This is a genomic window from Streptomyces thermospinosisporus, from assembly GCF_039526425.1.
Lineage (GTDB): Bacteria > Actinomycetota > Actinomycetes > Streptomycetales > Streptomycetaceae > Streptomyces > Streptomyces thermocarboxydovorans.
Window position 1 is genome coordinate 129341 of sequence record NZ_BAAAIZ010000008.1, and the last position, 17875, is coordinate 147215.

18 protein-coding genes and 1 tRNA gene are annotated in these 17875 nt (G+C 72.3%); 8 read left to right on the plus strand and 11 right to left on the minus strand.

Annotated features, from left to right (window positions below; genetic code table 11):
* Window positions 1-92 precede the first annotated feature (92 nt).
* From mshC to ABD207_RS03585, 4 genes are all read right to left on the minus strand, one after another.
* Window positions 93-1322: a cysteine--1-D-myo-inosityl 2-amino-2-deoxy-alpha-D-glucopyranoside ligase gene (gene mshC, locus ABD207_RS03570; protein WP_344009954.1), complete on the minus strand. Its 1230-nt coding sequence runs from the start codon at window positions 1320-1322 to the stop codon at window positions 93-95.
* Between the two features lie 416 nt (window positions 1323-1738).
* On the minus strand, window positions 1739-2572 hold the full coding sequence (locus tag ABD207_RS03575) for an SCO1664 family protein (RefSeq protein WP_344009956.1): 834 nt from the start codon (window positions 2570-2572) through the stop codon (window positions 1739-1741).
* Complete coding sequence (locus ABD207_RS03580; protein WP_343997857.1) at window positions 2536-3126, minus strand: DUF3090 domain-containing protein; 591 nt, start codon at window positions 3124-3126, stop codon at window positions 2536-2538. The genes ABD207_RS03575 and ABD207_RS03580 overlap by 37 nt, the downstream gene beginning before the upstream one ends.
* A gap of 129 nt (window positions 3127-3255) precedes the next feature.
* Window positions 3256-3942 carry a histidine phosphatase family protein gene (locus tag ABD207_RS03585; protein ID WP_344009958.1) on the minus strand — a complete coding sequence of 229 codons (687 nt, stop codon included), beginning with the start codon at window positions 3940-3942 and terminating at the stop codon, window positions 3256-3258.
* Between the two features lie 158 nt (window positions 3943-4100).
* On the opposite strand from ABD207_RS03585, the gene corA reads away from it, so the two are divergent.
* Window positions 4101-5096, plus strand: a complete 996-nt coding sequence (gene corA, locus ABD207_RS03590; RefSeq protein WP_344009959.1) for a magnesium/cobalt transporter CorA — start codon at window positions 4101-4103, stop codon at window positions 5094-5096.
* Window positions 5097-5147: 51 nt separating this feature from the next.
* On the opposite strand, the gene ABD207_RS03595 is transcribed toward corA, so the two are convergent.
* Together ABD207_RS03595 and ABD207_RS03600 are read right to left on the minus strand one after the other, a co-directional pair.
* Entirely contained in the window at window positions 5148-5936 is a 789-nt protein-coding gene (locus tag ABD207_RS03595) for a ferritin-like domain-containing protein (RefSeq protein ID WP_344009960.1), read from the minus strand.
* Between the two features lie 289 nt (window positions 5937-6225).
* Window positions 6226-7281: an LLM class F420-dependent oxidoreductase gene (locus ABD207_RS03600; protein WP_344009962.1), complete on the minus strand. Its 1056-nt coding sequence runs from the start codon at window positions 7279-7281 to the stop codon at window positions 6226-6228.
* 286 nt (window positions 7282-7567) lie between these two features.
* Between ABD207_RS03600 and ABD207_RS03605 the strand changes: the two genes are divergently transcribed.
* Window positions 7568-8554 (plus strand): aldo/keto reductase, encoded by a 987-nt coding sequence (locus ABD207_RS03605; protein ID WP_344009964.1) that lies wholly within the window; start codon window positions 7568-7570, stop codon window positions 8552-8554.
* Window positions 8551-10572, plus strand: a complete 2022-nt coding sequence (locus ABD207_RS03610) for a helix-hairpin-helix domain-containing protein (RefSeq protein WP_344009966.1) — start codon at window positions 8551-8553, stop codon at window positions 10570-10572. Before ABD207_RS03605 ends, ABD207_RS03610 begins: the two co-directional genes overlap by 4 nt.
* A 45-nt stretch (window positions 10573-10617) precedes the next feature.
* Here ABD207_RS03610 and ABD207_RS03615 read toward each other — a convergent pair whose 3' ends face one another.
* Window positions 10618-11340 (minus strand): hypothetical protein, encoded by a 723-nt coding sequence (locus ABD207_RS03615; protein ID WP_344009968.1) that lies wholly within the window; start codon window positions 11338-11340, stop codon window positions 10618-10620.
* A 47-nt stretch (window positions 11341-11387) separates the two neighbouring features.
* On the opposite strand from ABD207_RS03615, the gene ABD207_RS03620 reads away from it, so the two are divergent.
* The gene (locus tag ABD207_RS03620; protein WP_167990418.1) at window positions 11388-11576 is read left to right on the plus strand and encodes a DUF5703 family protein; all 189 of its coding nucleotides are present in this window, start codon (window positions 11388-11390) and stop codon (window positions 11574-11576) included.
* Between the two features lie 68 nt (window positions 11577-11644).
* Here the strand turns inward: ABD207_RS03620 and ABD207_RS03625 are convergent, their stop codons facing one another.
* The 3 genes from ABD207_RS03625 to ABD207_RS03635 form a co-directional block, all read right to left on the minus strand.
* Window positions 11645-12376, minus strand: a complete 732-nt coding sequence (locus ABD207_RS03625; protein ID WP_344009969.1) for a chaplin — start codon at window positions 12374-12376, stop codon at window positions 11645-11647.
* A gap of 130 nt (window positions 12377-12506) precedes the next feature.
* Window positions 12507-12740, minus strand: coding sequence for a chaplin ChpH (gene chpH, locus ABD207_RS03630; RefSeq protein ID WP_343997868.1), 234 nt, complete (start codon window positions 12738-12740; stop codon window positions 12507-12509).
* A gap of 148 nt (window positions 12741-12888) precedes the next feature.
* Complete coding sequence (locus tag ABD207_RS03635) at window positions 12889-14214, minus strand: M20/M25/M40 family metallo-hydrolase (protein ID WP_344009970.1); 1326 nt, start codon at window positions 14212-14214, stop codon at window positions 12889-12891.
* A gap of 194 nt (window positions 14215-14408) precedes the next feature.
* Between ABD207_RS03635 and ABD207_RS03640 the strand changes: the two genes are divergently transcribed.
* Window positions 14409-14493 (plus strand) — tRNA-Leu (locus ABD207_RS03640).
* Between the two features lie 92 nt (window positions 14494-14585).
* Entirely contained in the window at window positions 14586-14957 is a 372-nt protein-coding gene (locus ABD207_RS03645) for a YchJ family protein (RefSeq protein WP_344009972.1), read from the plus strand.
* A 63-nt stretch (window positions 14958-15020) separates the two neighbouring features.
* On the opposite strand, the gene ABD207_RS03650 is transcribed toward ABD207_RS03645, so the two are convergent.
* Window positions 15021-15722 carry a FadR/GntR family transcriptional regulator gene (locus ABD207_RS03650; protein ID WP_344009974.1) on the minus strand — a complete coding sequence of 234 codons (702 nt, stop codon included), beginning with the start codon at window positions 15720-15722 and terminating at the stop codon, window positions 15021-15023.
* Window positions 15723-15861: 139 nt separating this feature from the next.
* Here ABD207_RS03650 and ABD207_RS03655 point away from each other — a divergent pair, with 139 nt between their 5' ends.
* The gene (locus ABD207_RS03655; protein ID WP_344009976.1) at window positions 15862-16380 is read left to right on the plus strand and encodes a gluconokinase; all 519 of its coding nucleotides are present in this window, start codon (window positions 15862-15864) and stop codon (window positions 16378-16380) included.
* Between the two features lie 85 nt (window positions 16381-16465).
* A complete protein-coding gene (locus tag ABD207_RS03660; RefSeq protein WP_344009978.1) occupies window positions 16466-17863 on the plus strand; it encodes a GntP family permease in 1398 nt (465 codons plus the stop codon).
* Window positions 17864-17875 lie beyond the last annotated feature (12 nt).

Below are 17875 nucleotides of genomic sequence, written 5' to 3' on the forward strand. Positions count from 1 at the left end.
GGTCTGCCGGCATGCGAGTGGGGCTCCCCGTCCTGGACGGGGAGCCCCACTCGTTTCCGGTGTCCGAGGACGCGCCGGTGCCGGACGTCCCGCTACAGCGCGACGCCGAGCAGGGCGTCCACCGCGCGGGAGACGATTCCGGGCGCGCCGGTGTCGGTGCCGCCGGTCTCCTCCTGCCGCACCACCCAGCGGTCGACGGCGGCCAGCGCGGCCGGGGCGTTCAAGTCGTCGGCGAGGGCGTCGCGGATCTCCTCGACCAGCGCGTCCGCGGGCGGGCCGTCGGGGCGGGAGACCGCCGCACGCCAGTGCCCGAGGCGGGTCACCGCGTCCTGCAGGACCTGGTCGGTCCACTCCCAGTCGCTGCGGTAGTGGTGGGCGAGCAGCGCCAGCCGGATGGCGGCGGGGTCGACCCCCTCACGGCGCAGCTGGGAGACGAAGACCAGGTTGCCCTTGGACTTGGACATCTTCTCGCCGTGCAGGGCGACCATGCCGGCGTGCACATAGGCCTTGGCCATGGGGAACTCGCCGGTGAGCACCTGGGCGTGGGAGGCGCCCATCTCGTGGTGCGGGAAGACCAGGTCGGAGCCGCCGCCCTGGACGTCGAAGCCCATGCCGAGGTGGTCCAGGGCGATCGCCACGCACTCGATGTGCCAGCCGGGGCGGCCCCGGCCGAGGGAACCGCCGTCCCAGCTGGGCTCGCCCTCGCGGGCGGCCATCCACAGCATCGGGTCGAGGGGGTTCTTCTTGCCCGGCCGGTCGGGGTCCCCGCCGCGCTCGGCGGACAGCAGCCGCATGGCGGCGGCGTCGAGGTGGGAGACCTCCCCGAAGTGCGGGTCGGACTCGACGGAGAAGTAGATGTCGCCCTCGACCTCGTAGGCGGCGCCGAGCTCTTTCAGCCGTTCCACGAGCGGGACGATGCCGGGTATGGCCTCCACGGCGCCTATGTAGTGGCGCGGGGGCAGCATCCGCAGGGCCGTCATGTCCTCGCGGAAGAGCGCGGTCTCCTTCTCGGCGAGGACGGCCCAGTCGACGCCGTCGCGCTGGGCCCGCTCCAGCAGCGGATCGTCGACGTCGGTGACGTTCTGGACGTAGTGCACCTGCCGCTTGTTGTCGAGCCACACGCGCTGCACGAGGTCGAACGCGTTGTAGGTCGCCGCGTGCCCGATGTGGGTGGCGTCGTAGGGGGTGATGCCGCAGACGTAGATGCGGGCGACGGGGCCGGGGTCCAGGGTGACCGGACCGCCGGTCGCGGTGTCATGGATCCTCAGGTCGCGGCCCTGACCGGGCAGGGCGGGGACTTCGGAAGCGGGCCAGGCATGCATGCCTCGAGCCTAACCGGACCGCAGTTCCGGATACGAACCGGAGCAGGCCGGATGACCAAACAGGCGCTCTTGCGCAGCACCGCCCGCTGTGCTGCGCCGCTCTTCGCGTCCCGCGGTCCGCACGGCGGGCGGTACCGGTGCTCCGGCACCGTCCCTCCGGGGCGGCCGGACACGGGCAGCGCCGGTGCCTCGGCGCCGTCCCCCCGGGCCGGCCGGACACGGGCAGCGCCGGTGCCTCGGCGCCGTCCCCCCGGGCCGGCCGGACACGGGCAGCGCCGGTGCCTCGGCGCCGTCCCCCCGGGGCGGCCGGACACGGGCAGCGCCGGTGCCTCGGCGCCGTCCCCCCGGGGCGGCCGGACACGGGCAGCGCCGGTGCTCCGGCACCGTCCCTCGGGGCAGCCGGGCGCCTGCGCCGCTCAGACCGGCGGCCAGGGGATGGCGGGCCACTCGCCGCTCGGCTCCGGGTGACGGCCGCTGGTGAGCAGCCCCTCGACCCGGGCGCGGGTCTGCTCGATCTCGGCCGGGGTGAGCAGCGGGGCGAGCCGGGCGGCGAGCGGACCGCCGTCCGCCAGCGCCTTGCCGAGCCCGTCCAGGACCTCCAGGGCCTCCGGCGTCAGCGGCTCACCCGCCCAGCCCCACAGCAGGGTGCGCAGCTTGTTCTCGACGTTGAAGGTGACGCCGTGGTCGATCCCGTACAGGCGGCCGTCCTCGGCGGGCAGCAGATGGCCGCCCTTGCGGTCGGCGTTGTTGATCACCGCGTCCAGGACCGCGAGCCGCCGCAGCCGCTCGTCGTCGGCGTGCACCAGCAGCGCGCTGCGGCCCTCGCCGACGTCGGCGAGGCCGATCGCCTTCCAGCCGGGTTCCGGCTCCTCGCCGTCCACCAGGGCGAGCAGCTCGGCGTCCGGCGCGGCCTCGATCCACAGCTGGCACATGCCCTCGCCGTACGGGCCGTCGCGCAGCACGGTCGGCGGGACCAGGCCCCAGCCGGTCGCCTCGGAGACCTCGTAGGCCGCGACCTCCCGCCCGGCGAGCGTGCCGTCGGGGAAGTCCCACAGGGGCCGCTCCCCCGCGACCGGCTTGTAGACGCAGGCGGCCTCGCGGCCGTCGTGGCGGACGGTGCAGTACAGGGCGGCGTTCGACGCCTCACGGATACGGCCGCGCACGGTCAGCTCGCCCTGGGCGAGCAGCTCCCGGACGGCCGGGCCGGCGGGCGTCACGCTCCGCGGCGGTATCCGTTCTGGCGCGGACATACGTGTCCTTCCGGGTCGAGCGGGAGGCTGCACAGCGGGCACGGCGGCCGCCCGGCGTTGACGACGTCGAGGGCGCGCTTGGCGAAGGCCCGGGCCTGTGCGCCGGTGAGCCGGACGCGCAGCATCGGGGGGCCGTTCTCCTCGTCCTGGAGCAGCCGCTCCTCGGCCTCGGCGAGATCCTCCTCGGACTCCGCGTCCAGCTCGACCAGGGCCTGCGCCTCGACGATCATGCGCTGCTCCTCGCCGTCCCAGGCCAGGGCCATCGTGCCGACGCGGAACTCCTCCTCCACGGGGGTGTCCAGCGGGGCCGTGTCGGTGATCTCGGCCGGTGCCACGGCCGGAACCGCGGCGCTGCCGCCGCTGCGCCGGACCACCTCGTCGAGCAGTTCGTCCATGCGCTCGGCGAGCGCGGCGACCTGGGTCTTCTCCAGGGCCACGCTGGTCACCCGGGAGCCGGCGGAGGCCTGGAGGAAGAACGTACGGCGCCCGGGCAGTCCGACCGTACCGGCCACGAAGCGGTCCGGTTGGTCATAGAGGAACACCTGACGGGACACGTCCTGTCTCCATTGCGAGTCGTGGGTGTGGTGGGTGCTGTGGGTAGGGATGCGAGTCGGGGGTACGGGCGGCTTGTGAACTCGAAGGCGGACAGTGCTGCAACCGCTTCACCCTACTGCGGCCGACGATCACGGTGCGCCCGCGCCGCCCCCGACCGTGGCGTCGTCGGCGGGCGGCTCGTTCTTCGGCACCAGCGAGGCGAAGTCGCCGGTGTCGCCGAGGCGGAGCAGGAAGGGACGCAGCCGGGTGTAGCGGATCGCGGTGACGGAACACGGATCTACGGAGATCCGCTGGAAGAGGTCGAGATGAAGTCCGAGTGCGTCGGCGACGAGGGACTTGATGATGTCCCCGTGCGAACACATCAGGTACACGGCGTCGGCGCCGTGGTCGCGCTCCACCCGCGCGTTCCACTCGCGCACCGCCTCGGCGGCGCGGTGCTGCATCGCCCGCATGGACTCCCCGCCGGGGAACGCCGCGGCCGTCGGGTGCGCCTGCACCACTTCCATCAGCGGTTCGTCCTTCAGCTCGTCGAGCTTGCGGCCCGACCAGTCGCCGTAGTCGCACTCGCCGATGCGGTCGTCGGTGTGCGCGGTCAGGCCGGGGCGGGCCTCGAGCAGCGGGCCGATGGTCTCGCGGCAGCGCTGCAGCGGGCTGGTGACGACCTCGGCGAGGGGCACCTCGGCGAGCCGCGCGGGCAGGGCGGCGGCCTGCGCGGCGCCGCGTTCGTCGAGGGCGACGCCGGGCATCTGACCGGCGAGCACGCGCTCGGTGTTGGCGGTGGAACGTCCGTGCCGGACCAGCAGCAAGGTGGGCATGCGGCCCAGGGTAGGCGTATCGGGCAGGAGCGGGGTGGCGTGCCGTTCGGCCGGAGGGTCCGGCCGGTGGGCCGTGAGGGCCATGAGGTGCGGGTGGTGAGCTGCGTGAGCCGGACGGTGGGCTGTGACGTGCGGCCGGTGGAAGGAGCGTGCGCTTCGTGATCGTCGACTGTGCCGTCTACCGGGAGGGGCGCCGTGCGGAGGGGGACGGGGACTTCACCTCTGCGCTCGCCACGGCGCGGTCGGCGGGGGGCTTCGTGTGGATCGGGCTGCACGAGCCGACCGAGGACGAGTTCGATGCGGTCTCGCAGGAGTTCGGCCTGCATCCGCTGGCCGTCGAGGACTCCCTCAAGGCGCATCAGAGGCCCAAGCTGGAGGTGTACGACGACTCGCTGTTCCTGGTGCTCAAGCCGGTCGTCTACGAGCCCCGGAGCGACACGGTGTCCTCCGGCGAGATCATGGTCTTCCTCGGTGACGCATTCGTGGTGACCGTCCGGCACGGGGAGGGCGCACCGCTCGGGACGGTACGCAAGCGGCTGGAGCAGGAGCCGGAGCTGCTGGGCAAGGGGCCGACGGCCGTGCTGTACGCGATCGCCGACGCCACCGTCGACCACTATCTGGAGGTCGCCACCGAGCTGGGGACCGATCTGGAGGAGCTGGAGGCGGAGGTCTTCTCCCCGGGCGGCGGGGGCTCGCGGCACACCGCGTCGCGGATCTACAACTTCAAGCGGCAGATCCTGGAGTTCCGGCGGGCGACGGGCCCGCTGTCCCTGCCGATGAACCGGCTGGCGGGGGTGGGCGTCTCCGGGGTGAGCGTGCCGTTCGTCGCGGAGAAGGCCCGGCCGTTCTTCCGTGACGTGCACGACCACCTCACCCGGGTGAACGAGTCCGTGGAGGGGCTGGACCGGCTGGTGTCGGACATCCTGTCGGCGCATCTGGCGCAGATGAGCGTGCGGCAGAACGACGACATGCGGAAGATCTCGGCGTGGGCGGCGATGGCGGCGGTGCCGACGATGATCGCCGGGGTCTACGGCATGAACTTCGAGCACATGCCGGAGCTGCGGTGGGGGTGGTCGTATCCGGCGGTGATCGTGCTGATGGCCGGGCTGGAGGTGCTGCTGTTCCGGCTGTTCAAGAGCCGGGGGTGGCTGTAGAGCAGGCGTGGCCGCCCCGGGAGCGGGAGGGCTCAGTCCAGGAGCGGGGGCTCAGGCGAATTCCGGTTCGGGGCCGGCGGGGCCGCCGAGGGCGTTGCGGCGGGCCGGCATCCTGAGGGAGACCATGCGGCGCCAGCCGACGAGGCGTTCGACGAGGTACACCGCGCGGATGCCGAGGGCCAGGAGCGCGGCCTTGGGCCTGGACCAGCCGAGGATGCGGCCCATGTGGGCCATCACGGCGAGGCTGACGTCGCGGTAGATCCGGATCTCGGCGAGCGCGCACTCGCGCAGGGTCCGCTGGATGGTGCGGCCGTGTCCGGCGCGGGCGAAGCGGAGCAGTTCCTCGTGGCAGTAGGCGAGGTGGTTGTCCTCGTCGTTGGAGATCATCTTCACCGCGCGGCCCAGGTCGGGGTGGTCGGCGAACTGCTTGCGCAGCAGCTGCATCTGCTCGGAGGCCCGCTGCTCGGTGACCCTGCTGTGGGCGAGGTAGGTGACGACGTCCTGGACGGTGAGAGGCTCGTCCCGCTTGAGCTTGTCGTGGGCCAGACCGATGCCGCCCCGTTCGAGGAGCATGGTGTAGTCGGTCTCGGGCGGTACGGGGACGGGGTCCAGGCCGCGCTTCTTCATCAGGGCGTGGAAGATGCGGCCGTGCTTGTCCTCGTCGGCGCCGTGGCGGGTGATCTTGGGGGCCATGTCGCGCTCGGTCTCGGGGACGAGGGCGGCGATGCGGGCGTTCTCCCAGCCGCCCTGGGACTCGCCGCTGGCGGCGATGGAGCAGAACAGCGCGAAGGACTCGTCGTTGTCGACGATCTCCTGGAACAGACTCTTGGCCGAAAGCAAGGGGACCAGCCACCTCTCCGCCGATGCGCAAGCCGGGCCAAGAACGAGTCAAATGCGGATCGGGCGGGCGCCGCAACAGGTGGGGCGGACAACTCCGCCAAATGGAGGACGGAGTGGGGGTCGGGGGGCGTAACCGTGGGGGCTGTCAGGCGTTGTTGTGTTTGACGGCCGTGGCGGGGTGGGCCCCCGAGCCCCCACCACGGCCGTGGGGTTTTGCGGGTTGCGCCTGTCCGATGTGGTTGCCGGTTGCCGGTCGGATGTGGTTGCTGTTGTGGCTGCGGCTATGGCGTTATGCCAGCCCGGCGCGCTCCAGGGCCTCCGTGCCGGCGCGGAGTGAGGCGAGGCGCTCCTCGAGGGTGAAGCCGGCGGGGGCGAGGGTGAGGGTGGTGACGCCGGCTTCGGCGTAGGCCTTCATGCGGTCGGCGATGCGGTCGACCGAGCCGAGGAGCGTGGTGGAGTCGATGAGGTCGTGCGGGACGGCGGCCGCAGCGCCCTCCTTGTCGCCGGACAGGTACTTGTCCTGGATCTCGGCGGCTTCCTTCTCGTAGCCCATGCGCCGGGCGAGCTGGTTGTAGAAGTTCTGCTTGCGGCTGCCCATGCCGCCGACGTAGAGGGCGGTGTAGGGCCGGAAGGTGTCGGCGAGGGTGGTGATGTCCTTGTCGTCGCCGGTGGCGAGCGGGACGGTGGGGCAGATGTCGAAGCCGTCGAGGGTCTTGCCGGCCTTCTCGCGGCCCGCGCGGATGTGCTTGACGGCGGTCTCCTCGAGGTGGTCGGCGGAGGGGAAGATCAGCAGGGCGCCGTCGGCGATCTCGCCGGTCTGCTCGAGGTTCTTCGGGCCGATGGCGGCGATGTAGAGCGGGATGTGCTCGCGCTGGGGGTGCACCGTGAGCTTGATGGGCTTGCCGGGGCCGCCGGGGAGGGGGAGCGTCCAGTGCTCGCCCTCGTAGGTGAGGCGCTCGCGGGTCATCGCCTTGCGGATGATCTCGACGTACTCGCGGGTGCGGGCGAGGGGCTTGTCGAACTTGACGCCGTACCAGCCCTCGGAGACCTGGGGGCCGGAGACGCCGAGGCCGAGCCGGAAGCGGCCGCCGGAGAGGGAGTCGAGGGTGGCGGCGGTCATCGCGGTCATCGCCGGCTGGCGGGCGGGGATCTGGAAGATGGCCGAGCCGACGTCGATGCGGGTGGTCTGGGCGGCGACCCAGGCGAGAACGGTGGCGGCGTCGGAGCCGTAGGCCTCGGCGGCCCAGCAGACCGAGTAGCCGAGCCGGTCGGCTTCTTGCGCCACGGTGAGGTTGTCCGCGTCCATTCCGGCACCCCAGTAGCCGAGGTTGATCCCGAGCTGCATGGCCGTCTCCCCTTACCGATGAGTAACGTGGCTTGTGCGGGCAGGGTATACCTCCGGCGGGTCGCGTGGTGGGGTGCCTGGTGGTGGGTGGGGGTGCGCGACAAACCCACCCCCGGCCAACACCCGCACCGGGTGCGTACGCAACTCCGGGCGCCGGGCGGTGACTTGTCAACACCCGCGTGAGCGACCTGCACCGGTGTTGCCGCAGTGGACCCTCCCCGGGAAGGGGAATTGCCTTGTCCACAGGCACCCACCGGCACGGTTCTGGCCAGTAATCTCGGCGTTCATGGAGCAGAGGCATCTCGGCCGTACCGGCCTGCGCGTGTCCCGGATCGGGCTCGGGACCCTGACCTGGGGTCGGGACACCGACGAGCACGACGCCGCGGATCTCCTGAAGACCTTCTGGGAAGCGGGCGGAACCCTCGTCGACACCGCGGACGTGTACGGCGACGGCGAGGCCGAGTACCTGCTCGGAAAGCTGATGGCCGGCCTGGTGCCCCGCCGGGACCTGGTGATCTCGACCAAGGCCGGCAGCGTCCCGGACCCCGACCGCCGTTTCAACGGCTCCCGTGGCCATCTGCTGTCCGCCCTGGACGCCTCCTTGGAGAGGCTCGGCACCGACCACGTCGACGTATGGCATGTACATGCATACGACCCGACGACGCCACTGGAGGAGACCCTCCAGGCCCTGGACATCGCCGTCGGCAGCGGCCGGGCCCGCTACGCCGGGGTCTCCAACTTCTGCGGCTGGCAGCTGGCCAAGGCCGGCACCTGGCAGCTGGCGGCGCCGGGCGCCCGGACGCGGCTGGCGAGCACCCAGATGGAGTACTCGCTGCTGCAGCGGGGCGTGGAGCGGGAGGTGCTCCCGGCCGCCATCGATCTCGGCATCGGGCTGCTTCCCTCCTCGCCGCTGGGGCGCGGCGTGCTGACCGGGAAGTACCGCAATGACGCGCTGCCCCCGGATTCCCGGGGTGCCTCGGAGCATCTCGCTCCGTTCGTCGCCCCGTATCTGGACGAGACGGCCGGGCGGATCGTGGACGCCGTGTCGACCGCGGCCGACGGTCTGGCGGTGACCCCGCTGCAGGTGGCCCTCGCCTGGGTGCGCGACCGTCCCGGAGTGACCGCCCCCATCGTCGGCGCGCGCAACGCACAGCAGCTCACGGCGGCATTGTCAGTGGAGGCGCTTAGTCTTCCTGACGAGATCTGCCGGGCGCTGGACGACGTGTCGGCGCCCGTGCACCGGTATCCCGATCATGACTGGAGCACGCTGTGACCACGCCCGAGACTCCCGAGGACGCCGAGCCGGCCGAGGGTGAGCAGCTGTCGGAGGCCGAGGCCGAGCTGCGGGCCCAGCGGATCGAGCGGGAGCGCATCGAGCGGCGCAAGGCGGAGAAGGGGCGCATCGAGGCCGGCGCCAAGCTGAGCGGCAAGGCCGCCGATCTGCTCGCCGCGGTGCGGGCTGTGGAGAGCGGGGAGAAGCCGCCGGCCACGGTGTTCGAGGAGCCCGCGCCCGCGCCCGCGCCCCGGCGGCCCGCGCCCGAGCCGGTGCGGCGGATGCCGGTCCCGGCGGCCGGCGCGGAGGCCGCCCCGCATGTCGTCGAGGCGGTGCGGGGGGTGCTCGCGGAGGGCGGCGCGCCCGAGGGGCTCGCCGTGCAGACCGCGGAGGTGCTCGGCGAGGGCGCCGGGGAGCTGCTGCGCGCGGATCCGTGGCAGTTGCTGCGGGTCTTCGGGGTGCGGCGGGAGCAGGCCGACGCGTTCGCGCGGGCGCTGCTCGGCGGTGAGGCGTCCCCGGACGACGAGCGGCGGGGCCGGGCGGTCACCGTGTGGCTGCTGGAGCAGGCGGCGCTCGCCGGGCACACGGCGCTGGAGATGCCGGCGCTGGTCGCCGCGCTGGAGCGGCAGGGGGTTCCGGACGCGGAGGGGGCGGTGCGCGGTGCCGTCTCCGAGGGGGACGTGCTGGTCTTCCAGGACGGCCTGGAGGCGCCCTCCGAGGGGGAGGAGGAGGTGCCGGTCCGGGTGCTGGTGGGGCTGGAGCGGTATGCGCTGGCCGAGGAGAGCCTCGCCGACGGGCTGGCCCGGCTGGTCAACTCCGTGCCCAAGCAGGACGGGTCCGGTGAGGAGTGGGAGTCCGCTGCCGCAGAGGCCGAGGGGGCCGCGGCTGATCTGATCCGTGCCGTCGCCGGGCATGGGCTGGTGCTGCACACCGGCGGCGAGGCGGCGCGGGCCGAGCCGGCGGCGCTGCTGCGGGCCGCGCGGGGCATGGGGCTGCGGGCCTGGGCCGCCGTGCACAGCCCCGTGGGGCGGGCCCGGTTCGCTGCGCTGGTGGGCGAGGACGGCCCGGGTGTCGCGACGGTTGCCGGGCTGCTGGCCGGGGCCGAGGGTCCCGGGCGGGACGCCGACGGGACGCTGGACGTCGATCTGCTGGTGGTGCTGGACGCCCCGCAGCTGGATGTGGAGGCGGCGGCGCTGCTGGCGGAGTCGCTGCCGGACGGGGCGCGGCTGGTGCTGTCCGGGGATCCGGGGGTGCTGTGGTCCGTGGGGCCCGGGCGGGTGTTCGCCGATCTGCTGGCGGCGCGGGTGTGTCCGCAGATCGCCTCCCGGCGGCCGGATCCGGGGCCGCTCGGCGAGCTGGTCTCCGGTGTCGGCGCCGGGGAGCTGCTCCAGGTCGAGGCGCCCGGCAAGGAAGTGGTGATCGTGCCGGTGCGGGACGCGGGCGAGGCGGTGCACCGGACGGTGCAGCTGGTGGTGGACTCGGTGCCGCGTGCCCTCGGTGTGCCGGCCGAGGAGACGCAGGTGATCACGCCGGGCCATGGCGGCGCGGTCGGGACGCGGGTGCTGAACGCCGCGCTGAAGGAGCGGCTGAATCCCGGTCCGGGCCGGTTCGGCGGGTTCGATCCGGGCGACCGGGTGGCCTACTCCCCCGCTCCGGGGCGGATGCTGCCGGGCCGGGTGGTGCGGGCGGACGCCGAGGGGCTGCATCTGGACTGCGCCGGTGAGGAGATCGTCGTGCCGAAGGAGCGGGTGGAGCGCTCCGTGCGGCACGCCTGGGCGCTGACCGCGCACCAGGCGGTGGGCTGCCGCTGGCCGGCGGCGGTCGTGGTGCTGCCGGGGGACGCGGTGCCGGCGCTGAGCCGGCCGTGGGTGTACACGGCGTTCAGCCGGGCCGACCGGCATCTGTCCGTGGTGCACGGGGTGGAGCAGGCGCTGCCGAGGGCCGTGGCCGAGGTGCCGGCCAAGCCGCGGACCACGCGCCTGCCCCATCTGCTGGCCCCGCAGGTCGTGACCGGCTGACGGCGAGGCGAGGAGTGGACGGTGGCCCGGGCCGGGCCACCGTCGTCAGCGGTCGGTGTCGAGGGGTTCCAGGTCCTCGTCCACGTCCAGGGCCGCGTCGTCCACGTCCGCCTCGTCGTCTTCGACGTCCTCCTGGAGGTCGTCGTCCTCGTCGTCCTCGTCGTCGGCCTCCTCGTCGAAGACCGCGCTGACGTCGAAGCGGCACACCACCCGCTCCGGGTCCACCTGCTCGAAGGGGGCCTCCAGCCACTCCCCCGGCTCCGGCGGGTCGTCCGACGCTGTGACCCAGAGGGTGGAGTCGCCCTCCTCCAGCCCGAACTCCTTGTGCCGGGAGGCGATCTCGTCGGGCTCGAACTCGCCGAAGAGGATGCCGAGCGCACCGTGCACGGTGCCGGAGGCCTGGGTGGGCTCGCCCTCGTCAGCCGCCTCGATCCGCTGGGCGTGTGCCAGCAGCCGCTTGGGCTGCGCGACGGTGTAGTCGCGGCGGATCAGCACGCTGAGGGCGTTCGGCTCCTCGGGGCCGGCGTAGGGCGGCAGCGTGCCGTCCCCGCCGGGGATCTCGAAAGGAGTGACCTCGTCGTAGCGGTCGTAGAGCAGTTCGTCGTACGCCTCCGCGGCTGCGGCCAGCTGGTTGAACGCCTCGTAGACGGCCGGGTCGTCGTCCCCCGACCGGCGTTCGACCGCGGCAAGGTGGCGGTCGAGCGCGGCCTTGACCGCCTCGGCGGCGGCGCGTACCTCGGCAGCGGTGGGCTGCGCAGCATCAGACATAGTGCAGACGCTATCCGTACCGGGCCCCGGACCGCACAATAGATGCGATGCCGGAATACGAATTTGTCGACGTGTACGTGCCGCGCGGGGTCTCCCGCAAGGAGACGACGCGTCTGCTGACGGACCATGCAGAGTACGGTCACTGGGAGCTGTACCGCCTGACCCTGTTGCGGGACGGCAGTCGCAGAGTGCGGCTGAGGCGGCGGATCATCCGCCAGGTGCGCGCCACCTGGTGAGTGCAGGGGCCTGCGGAGTCACCGCAGGCCCCTGACGTGTGCCCGGAATCACCCGATGGGTGCCGGGATCAGCGGGCCGCGCGCGCCTTGCGGTAGAGGATCGCGCCGCCGAGCAGCGCGCCGGCGCCGAGCGGCACGGCGAGGCCAACCGGCAGGTCGCTGCCGGTGTGGGCCAGCTGGGCCTCCGCGGCGGGCTGGATGTCGGCGCGGGCGCCCGGCTGGTCGCCGCCATCCGGGGAGCGCCCGGTGTCGTCCGGCGTGGACGGGGTGTCCGGCCCGTCGGGCCGGCCGGGACGCTCGGGCTCGTCCGGGCTGCCCGGCTCACCGGGCTGCCCGGGCGTGCCGGGGGTGCCGGAGGAGTCGTTCGCGCAACCGTTGCCCTCCGCGCCGTTGCCGGCGCCCAGGACGTCGACGCTGTTGCCGCAGACGTTCACCGGGATGTGCACCGGTGCCTGCACCTTGTTGCCGGAGGCGACACCGGGCGAGCCGGAGGCCTTGCCGTCCGCGTGCGCGCCGCCGTGGGCGCCGGAGCCGCCGTTGCCGGACGCCGCGGAGCCCCCCTCGTTGACGCAGGTGTTGCCCATGGCCGGGTTGAGGATCCCGGCGACGTTGACGGTGTTGCCGCAGACATTGACCGGTACGTCCACGGGTGCCTGCACCGAGTTGCCGGAGAGGACGCCCGGCGAGCCGGAGGCGGTGCCGTGTGCTCCGGAGTCGGCGTGGGCGGCGCCGCCCGCGGCGGCGATGACCCCGGTCGCGGCCGCCACGGTCATCAGTCCCTTGCGGGTGACCTGTCGCATAGTCGATTTCCCTGCCTTCGGAAGGTTCCCACGTTCGTCAAGACCGTCGGCCCCGGAGCGCACGGCGCGCGTTCCGGGGCCGACGGGTTCAAACCCTGAAGTGACCTGCCCTAGCGGGCGGGGCACAAGGTCACTGGTTGACGCAGGTGTTGCCGAAGGCGGGGTTCAGCAGCCCGATCACGGAGACCGTGTTGCCGCAGACGTTCACGGGGACGTGGATCGGGGCCTGGATCACGTTGCCGGACACGACGCCCGGGGAGTGCACCGCGGCACCCTGGGCACCGGAGTCCGCAGCGGCCATGCCCGCGCCCGCGAGAACCAGCCCACCGGTGGCAGCCGCGACAGCGACGACCTTCTTGATCATTATTCCTCCTTGTTGGCAATGCGATCCCAAATTGCGGATCACACCTCGGGTAACGAAGGAGGAGTAATGAGGCTACGAGCTTATGGTCGCATTCACCCGTACCGGTCAACTCCGGACATCTGCCCGATTGTTGGGGGCGTCGGGAGGGTCATGAGGCGTCCAGGAACCGGTCGAGGACGCGAACCCCGAACTTGAGACCGTCAACCGGCACCCGCTCGTCCACACCGTGGAACATCCCGGCGAAGTCCAGCTCCGGGGGCAGCTGCAGCGGGGCGAAGCCGAAGCAGCGGATGCCCAGGTCGTCGAAGGACTTGGCGTCGGTGCCGCCGGAGAGCATGTAGGGCACGGCCCGGGCGATCGGGTCCTCGGCGCGCAGGGCGGTCTGCATGGCGTCGACCAGCCTGCCGTCGAAGTCGGTCTCCAGCGCCTTGTCGGCGTGCACGTCCTCCCGCTTCACCCGCGGGCCGAGGATGCGGTCGAGGTCGGCGAGGAACTCCTCCTCGTAGCCGGGCAGGAAGCGGCCGTCGACGTGGGCGGTGGCCTGGCCGGGGATGACGTTGACCTTGTAGCCGGCGCCGAGCATGGTGGGCGCCGCCGAGTTGCGCAGCGTGGTGCCGATCATCCGGGCGATGCCGCCGAGCCTGGCGAGCGTCTCGTCCATGTTCTCCGGGTCGAGCTCGGTGCCGAGCGCGTCGGACAGCTCGTCCAGGAAGGCTCGTACGGTCTTGGTGACGCGCACCGGCCAGGTGTGGCGGCCGAGGCGGGCGACGGCCTCGCACAGCTCGGTGATGGCGTTGTCGGTGTTGGTCATCGAGCCGTGCCCGGCAGTGCCCTCGACGGTGAGCCGCATCCAGTGCATGCCCTTCTCGGCGGTCTCCACCAGGTACAGGCGCAGCTGCTCGTTGACCGTGAAGGAGAAGCCGCCGACCTCGCCGATGCCCTCGGTGACGCCCTCGAAGAGCTCGGGGTGCTCGCGCACCAGGTACTTGGCGCCGTAGGTGCCGCCTGCCTCCTCGTCGGCGAGGAAGGCGAGCACGATGTCGCGCGGGGGCTTGCGGCCGCTGCGCAGCCGGTCGCGGACGACCGCGAGGGTCATCGCGTCCATGTCCTTCATGTCGACGGCGCCGCGCCCCCACACGCATCCGTCGGCGATCTCCCCGGAGAACGGATGGTGGGTCCAGTCGTCGGCGTCGGCCGGGACGACGTCGGTGTGGCCGTGGATGAGCAGCGCGGGCCGGGAGGGGTCCTCGCCCTCGATCCGGGCCACCGTGGAGGCGCGCCCCGGGTGGGACTCGATGATCTTCGGTTCGAGCCCGACCTCGGCGAGCTTCTCGGCGACGTACTCGGCCGCCTTGCGCTCGCCGGGGCCGGAGTGGTCGCCGTAGTTGCTGGTGTCGATCCGGATCAGCTCGCGGCAGAGGTCCACGACCTCGTCCTCACCGGTGACGCTCCTGGCCGTGTCCGTCTCGCTCACGTGCTTCCTCCCGCTGTCACTGCTGGTGGGCTGTGGGTGCTCCCCACATCCTCTCCCCGCACCGCCCGGCACCCAAGCCCCGGCCCGGCCGCGGCGATCGGGGCTTTCGGGGCCGGGGGTGATCGGGTCACCGGGGAACACCTGGTAATGTTTACGTCGTCGCCGCGGGGGGAAACCCGCGCGACAGACACCTTGTCCGGGTGGCGGAATGGCAGACGCGCTAGCTTGAGGTGCTAGTGCCCTTTATCGGGCGTGGGGGTTCAAGTCCCCCCTCGGACACGTGAGGCGAGGGCCGCGACCGCGAAGGTCGCGGCCCTCGCGCGTTGCAGGGAAGAGCTGCAGGGAAGACGATCGCGCCGCGGAGGGTGATCATGACCACGCGTTCCTGTCCGTGCGGGCTGCCCGCGGCGTACGAGGAGTGCTGCGGCCGGTACCACGGCGGCGCGGCGGCGCCGACCGCCGAGAAGCTGATGCGGTCGCGCTACAGCGCCTTCGTCCGGCAGGACGCCGGCTATCTGCTGCGGACCTGGCATCCTCGCACCCGCCCCGAGCGGATCGACTTCGACCCCGGGATGCGCTGGACGGGCCTGGAGATCCTTCAGACGACGGACGGGTCCGCCTTCCACAGCACCGGGACCGTCACCTTCCGGGCGTCCTACCGGGGCGGCTCGCTGCACGAGCGCAGCCGGTTCGAGCGAGTGGACGGCGCCTGGGTCTATGTCGACGGCGACTTCCTGAGCTGACAGCGACTTCCTGAGTGCGGGCACCCGGCGCCCGCACGGTCGTACCGTCCACCCGCAACAGCACTACGGCGCCAGGATGTCCAGCTCCTGGAGCGCGCCCTCGGTGATCTCGCGGGTCAGGCGTTCCGCGCGTTCCGCGTCGCGTGCGCGGACCGCCTCGGCGACCTGGACATGCAGGGTGACGGCGGCCGGGTCGGGGTCGTGGAACATCACGTCGTGGTGGGTGCGGCCGGCCAGGACCTCGGCGACGACGTCGCCGAGCCGGGCGAACATCTCGTTGCCGGACGCGGTGAGGATGACGCGGTGGAAGGCCACGTCGTGGAAGAGGTAGCCCTCCAGCTTGTGGCCGCGCGAGTGGGCGACCATGCCGAGCGCGGCCTCGGTGAGTTCGGCGCACTGCTGCGCCGTGGCGTTCTCGGCGGCGAGCCGGGCGGCGACGGGTTCGACGGCCGAGCGCAGCACGGTGAGGGAGCGCAGCTGGCGGGGGCGGTCCGCGCCGGCCAGGCGCCAGCGGATGACCTGCGGGTCGTAGACGTTCCACTCGCAGGCCGGAAGGACGGTCACGCCCACCCGCCGCCGGGACTCGACCAGGTGCATGGACTCCAGGACCCGCACCACCTCGCGCATCACGGAGCGTGACACGTCGAAACGCTGGGCCAGCTCGTCGGTGCGCAGCACGCTGCCGGGCGGGTACGTACCCGCGGTGATCTCGGGGCCGAGGGTGTCCAGTACGCGGCCGTGCAGCCCCCGGCCCGTGGTGCTCATGCACTCAGCGTACGAGGCGGATCACGGAAACAAAAAGTCAGACTTATATGTCACAGACTCTTGAATTCGTCGTACCTAATGGGTTTCAGTGTGCGTCGACATCACGTGTCGACGAAGACAGCAGACAGTGAGGCAGCGGATGAACACCCCCCATGTCGTCGTGGTCATGGGCGTCGCGGGCACCGGCAAGACCACCATCGGTCCTCTGCTCGCCGCCCGGCTCGGCGTCCCGTACGCCGAGGGCGACGACTTCCACCCGCGGGCCAGCATCGCCAAGATGTCGGCCGGCATCCCGCTCACCGACGAGGACCGGTGGCCGTGGCTGGACGCCATCGGCGACTGGGCGCAGGGGCGGGCCGGGCTCGGCGGGGTGGTCAGCTGCTCGGCGCTGAAGCGGTCGTACCGCGACCGGCTGCGGAATGCCGCACCGGGCGTGGTCTTCCTGCACCTCACGGGTGACCGCGCGCTGATCGAGGACCGGATGTCGCACCGGAAGGGCCACTTCATGCCCACGGCGCTGCTCGACTCCCAGTTCGCCACGCTCCAGCCGCTGGAGCGGGACGAGGCCGGGGTCGCCGTGGACGTGACGGGCAGCCCGGAGGAGATCACCGCGCGGGCGGTCGCCGCCCTCGCCGAGCTCCCCGAGCCGGCCGCATGAGCCCGACCGGCCGCTTATCCCCGGGGTGCTCCCCCACCTCCCCGGACTTCTCCCCCCGACTCCCCGTACCTGCAAGGGATCCACCGTGACCAGACTCAGCGTCGAGATGCTGGCAGCGGACGCACCCGAGCCGATCACCTCGGCCGGCCACGCTCAGCTGGGCATCGCCGTCCTGGCGGGCATCGCCGTCATCGTCCTGCTCATCACCAAGTTCAAGCTGCACGCCTTCCTGGCGCTGACCATCGGGTCACTGGCGCTCGGCGCGTTCGCCGGGGCGCCCCTGGACAAGGTCATCACCAGTTTCAGCACCGGGCTAGGCTCCACCGTCGCCGGTGTCGGCGTACTGATCGCGCTCGGCGCGATCCTCGGCAAGATGCTCGCCGACTCGGGCGGCGCCGACGAGATCGTCGACACCATCCTCGCCAAGGCGGGCGGGCGTGCGATGCCGTGGGCGATGGTGCTGATCGCCTCGGTGATCGGTCTGCCGCTGTTCTTCGAGGTCGGCGTCGTCCTGCTGATCCCGGTCGTGCTGATGGTGGCCAAGCGCGGCAACTACTCGCTGATGCGCATCGGCATCCCGGCGCTCGCCGGTCTGTCGGTGATGCACGGGCTGGTCCCGCCGCACCCCGGCCCGCTGGTCGCCATCGACGCGGTGGGCGCCGACCTCGGTGTCACCCTGGCCCTGGGCGTGCTGGTCGCCCTCCCGACCGTGATCATCGCCGGCCCCGTCTTCTCGAAGTACGCCGCCCGCTGGGTGGACGTGCCCGCGCCCGAGCGGATGATCCCGCAGCGCGCCTCGGAGGAACTGGAGCGGCGGCCCGGCTTCGGCCCGACCCTGTTCACCATCCTGCTGCCGGTCGTGCTGATGCTCGCCAAGGCGCTGGTGGACATCGTGATCGACGACCCGGAGAACACCGTCCAGCGGGTCTTCGACGTCATCGGCTCCCCGCTGATCGCCCTGCTCTCGGCCGTGCTGGTCGGCATCTTCACGCTGCTCAGGCCGGCCGGCTTCGGCAAGGAGCGCCTGTCGCCGCTGGTCGAGAAGAGCCTCGCCCCCATCGCGGGCATCCTGCTGATCGTCGGCGCGGGCGGCGGCTTCAAGCAGACGCTGATCGACACCGGCGTGGGTCAGATGGTCCTGGAGATCTCCGAGGACTGGTCGATCCCCGCGCTGCTGCTGGCCTGGCTGATCGCCGTGGCGATCCGGCTGGCGACCGGTTCGGCGACCGTGGCGACCGTCTCGGCGGCCGGTCTGGTGGCGCCGCTGGCGGCCGACATGTCCACCACCCACGCGGCGCTGCTGGTCCTCGCGATCGGTGCCGGCTCGCTCTTCTTCAGCCATGTCAACGACGCCGGGTTCTGGCTGGTGAAGGAGTACTTCGGGCTCAGCGTCGGCCAGAACATCAAGACCTGGTCCGTGATGGAGACGATCATCTCGGTGGTCGCCGGGGCGATCGTGCTGCTGCTGTCCCTGCTCATATAGCGGCGGTCGGAC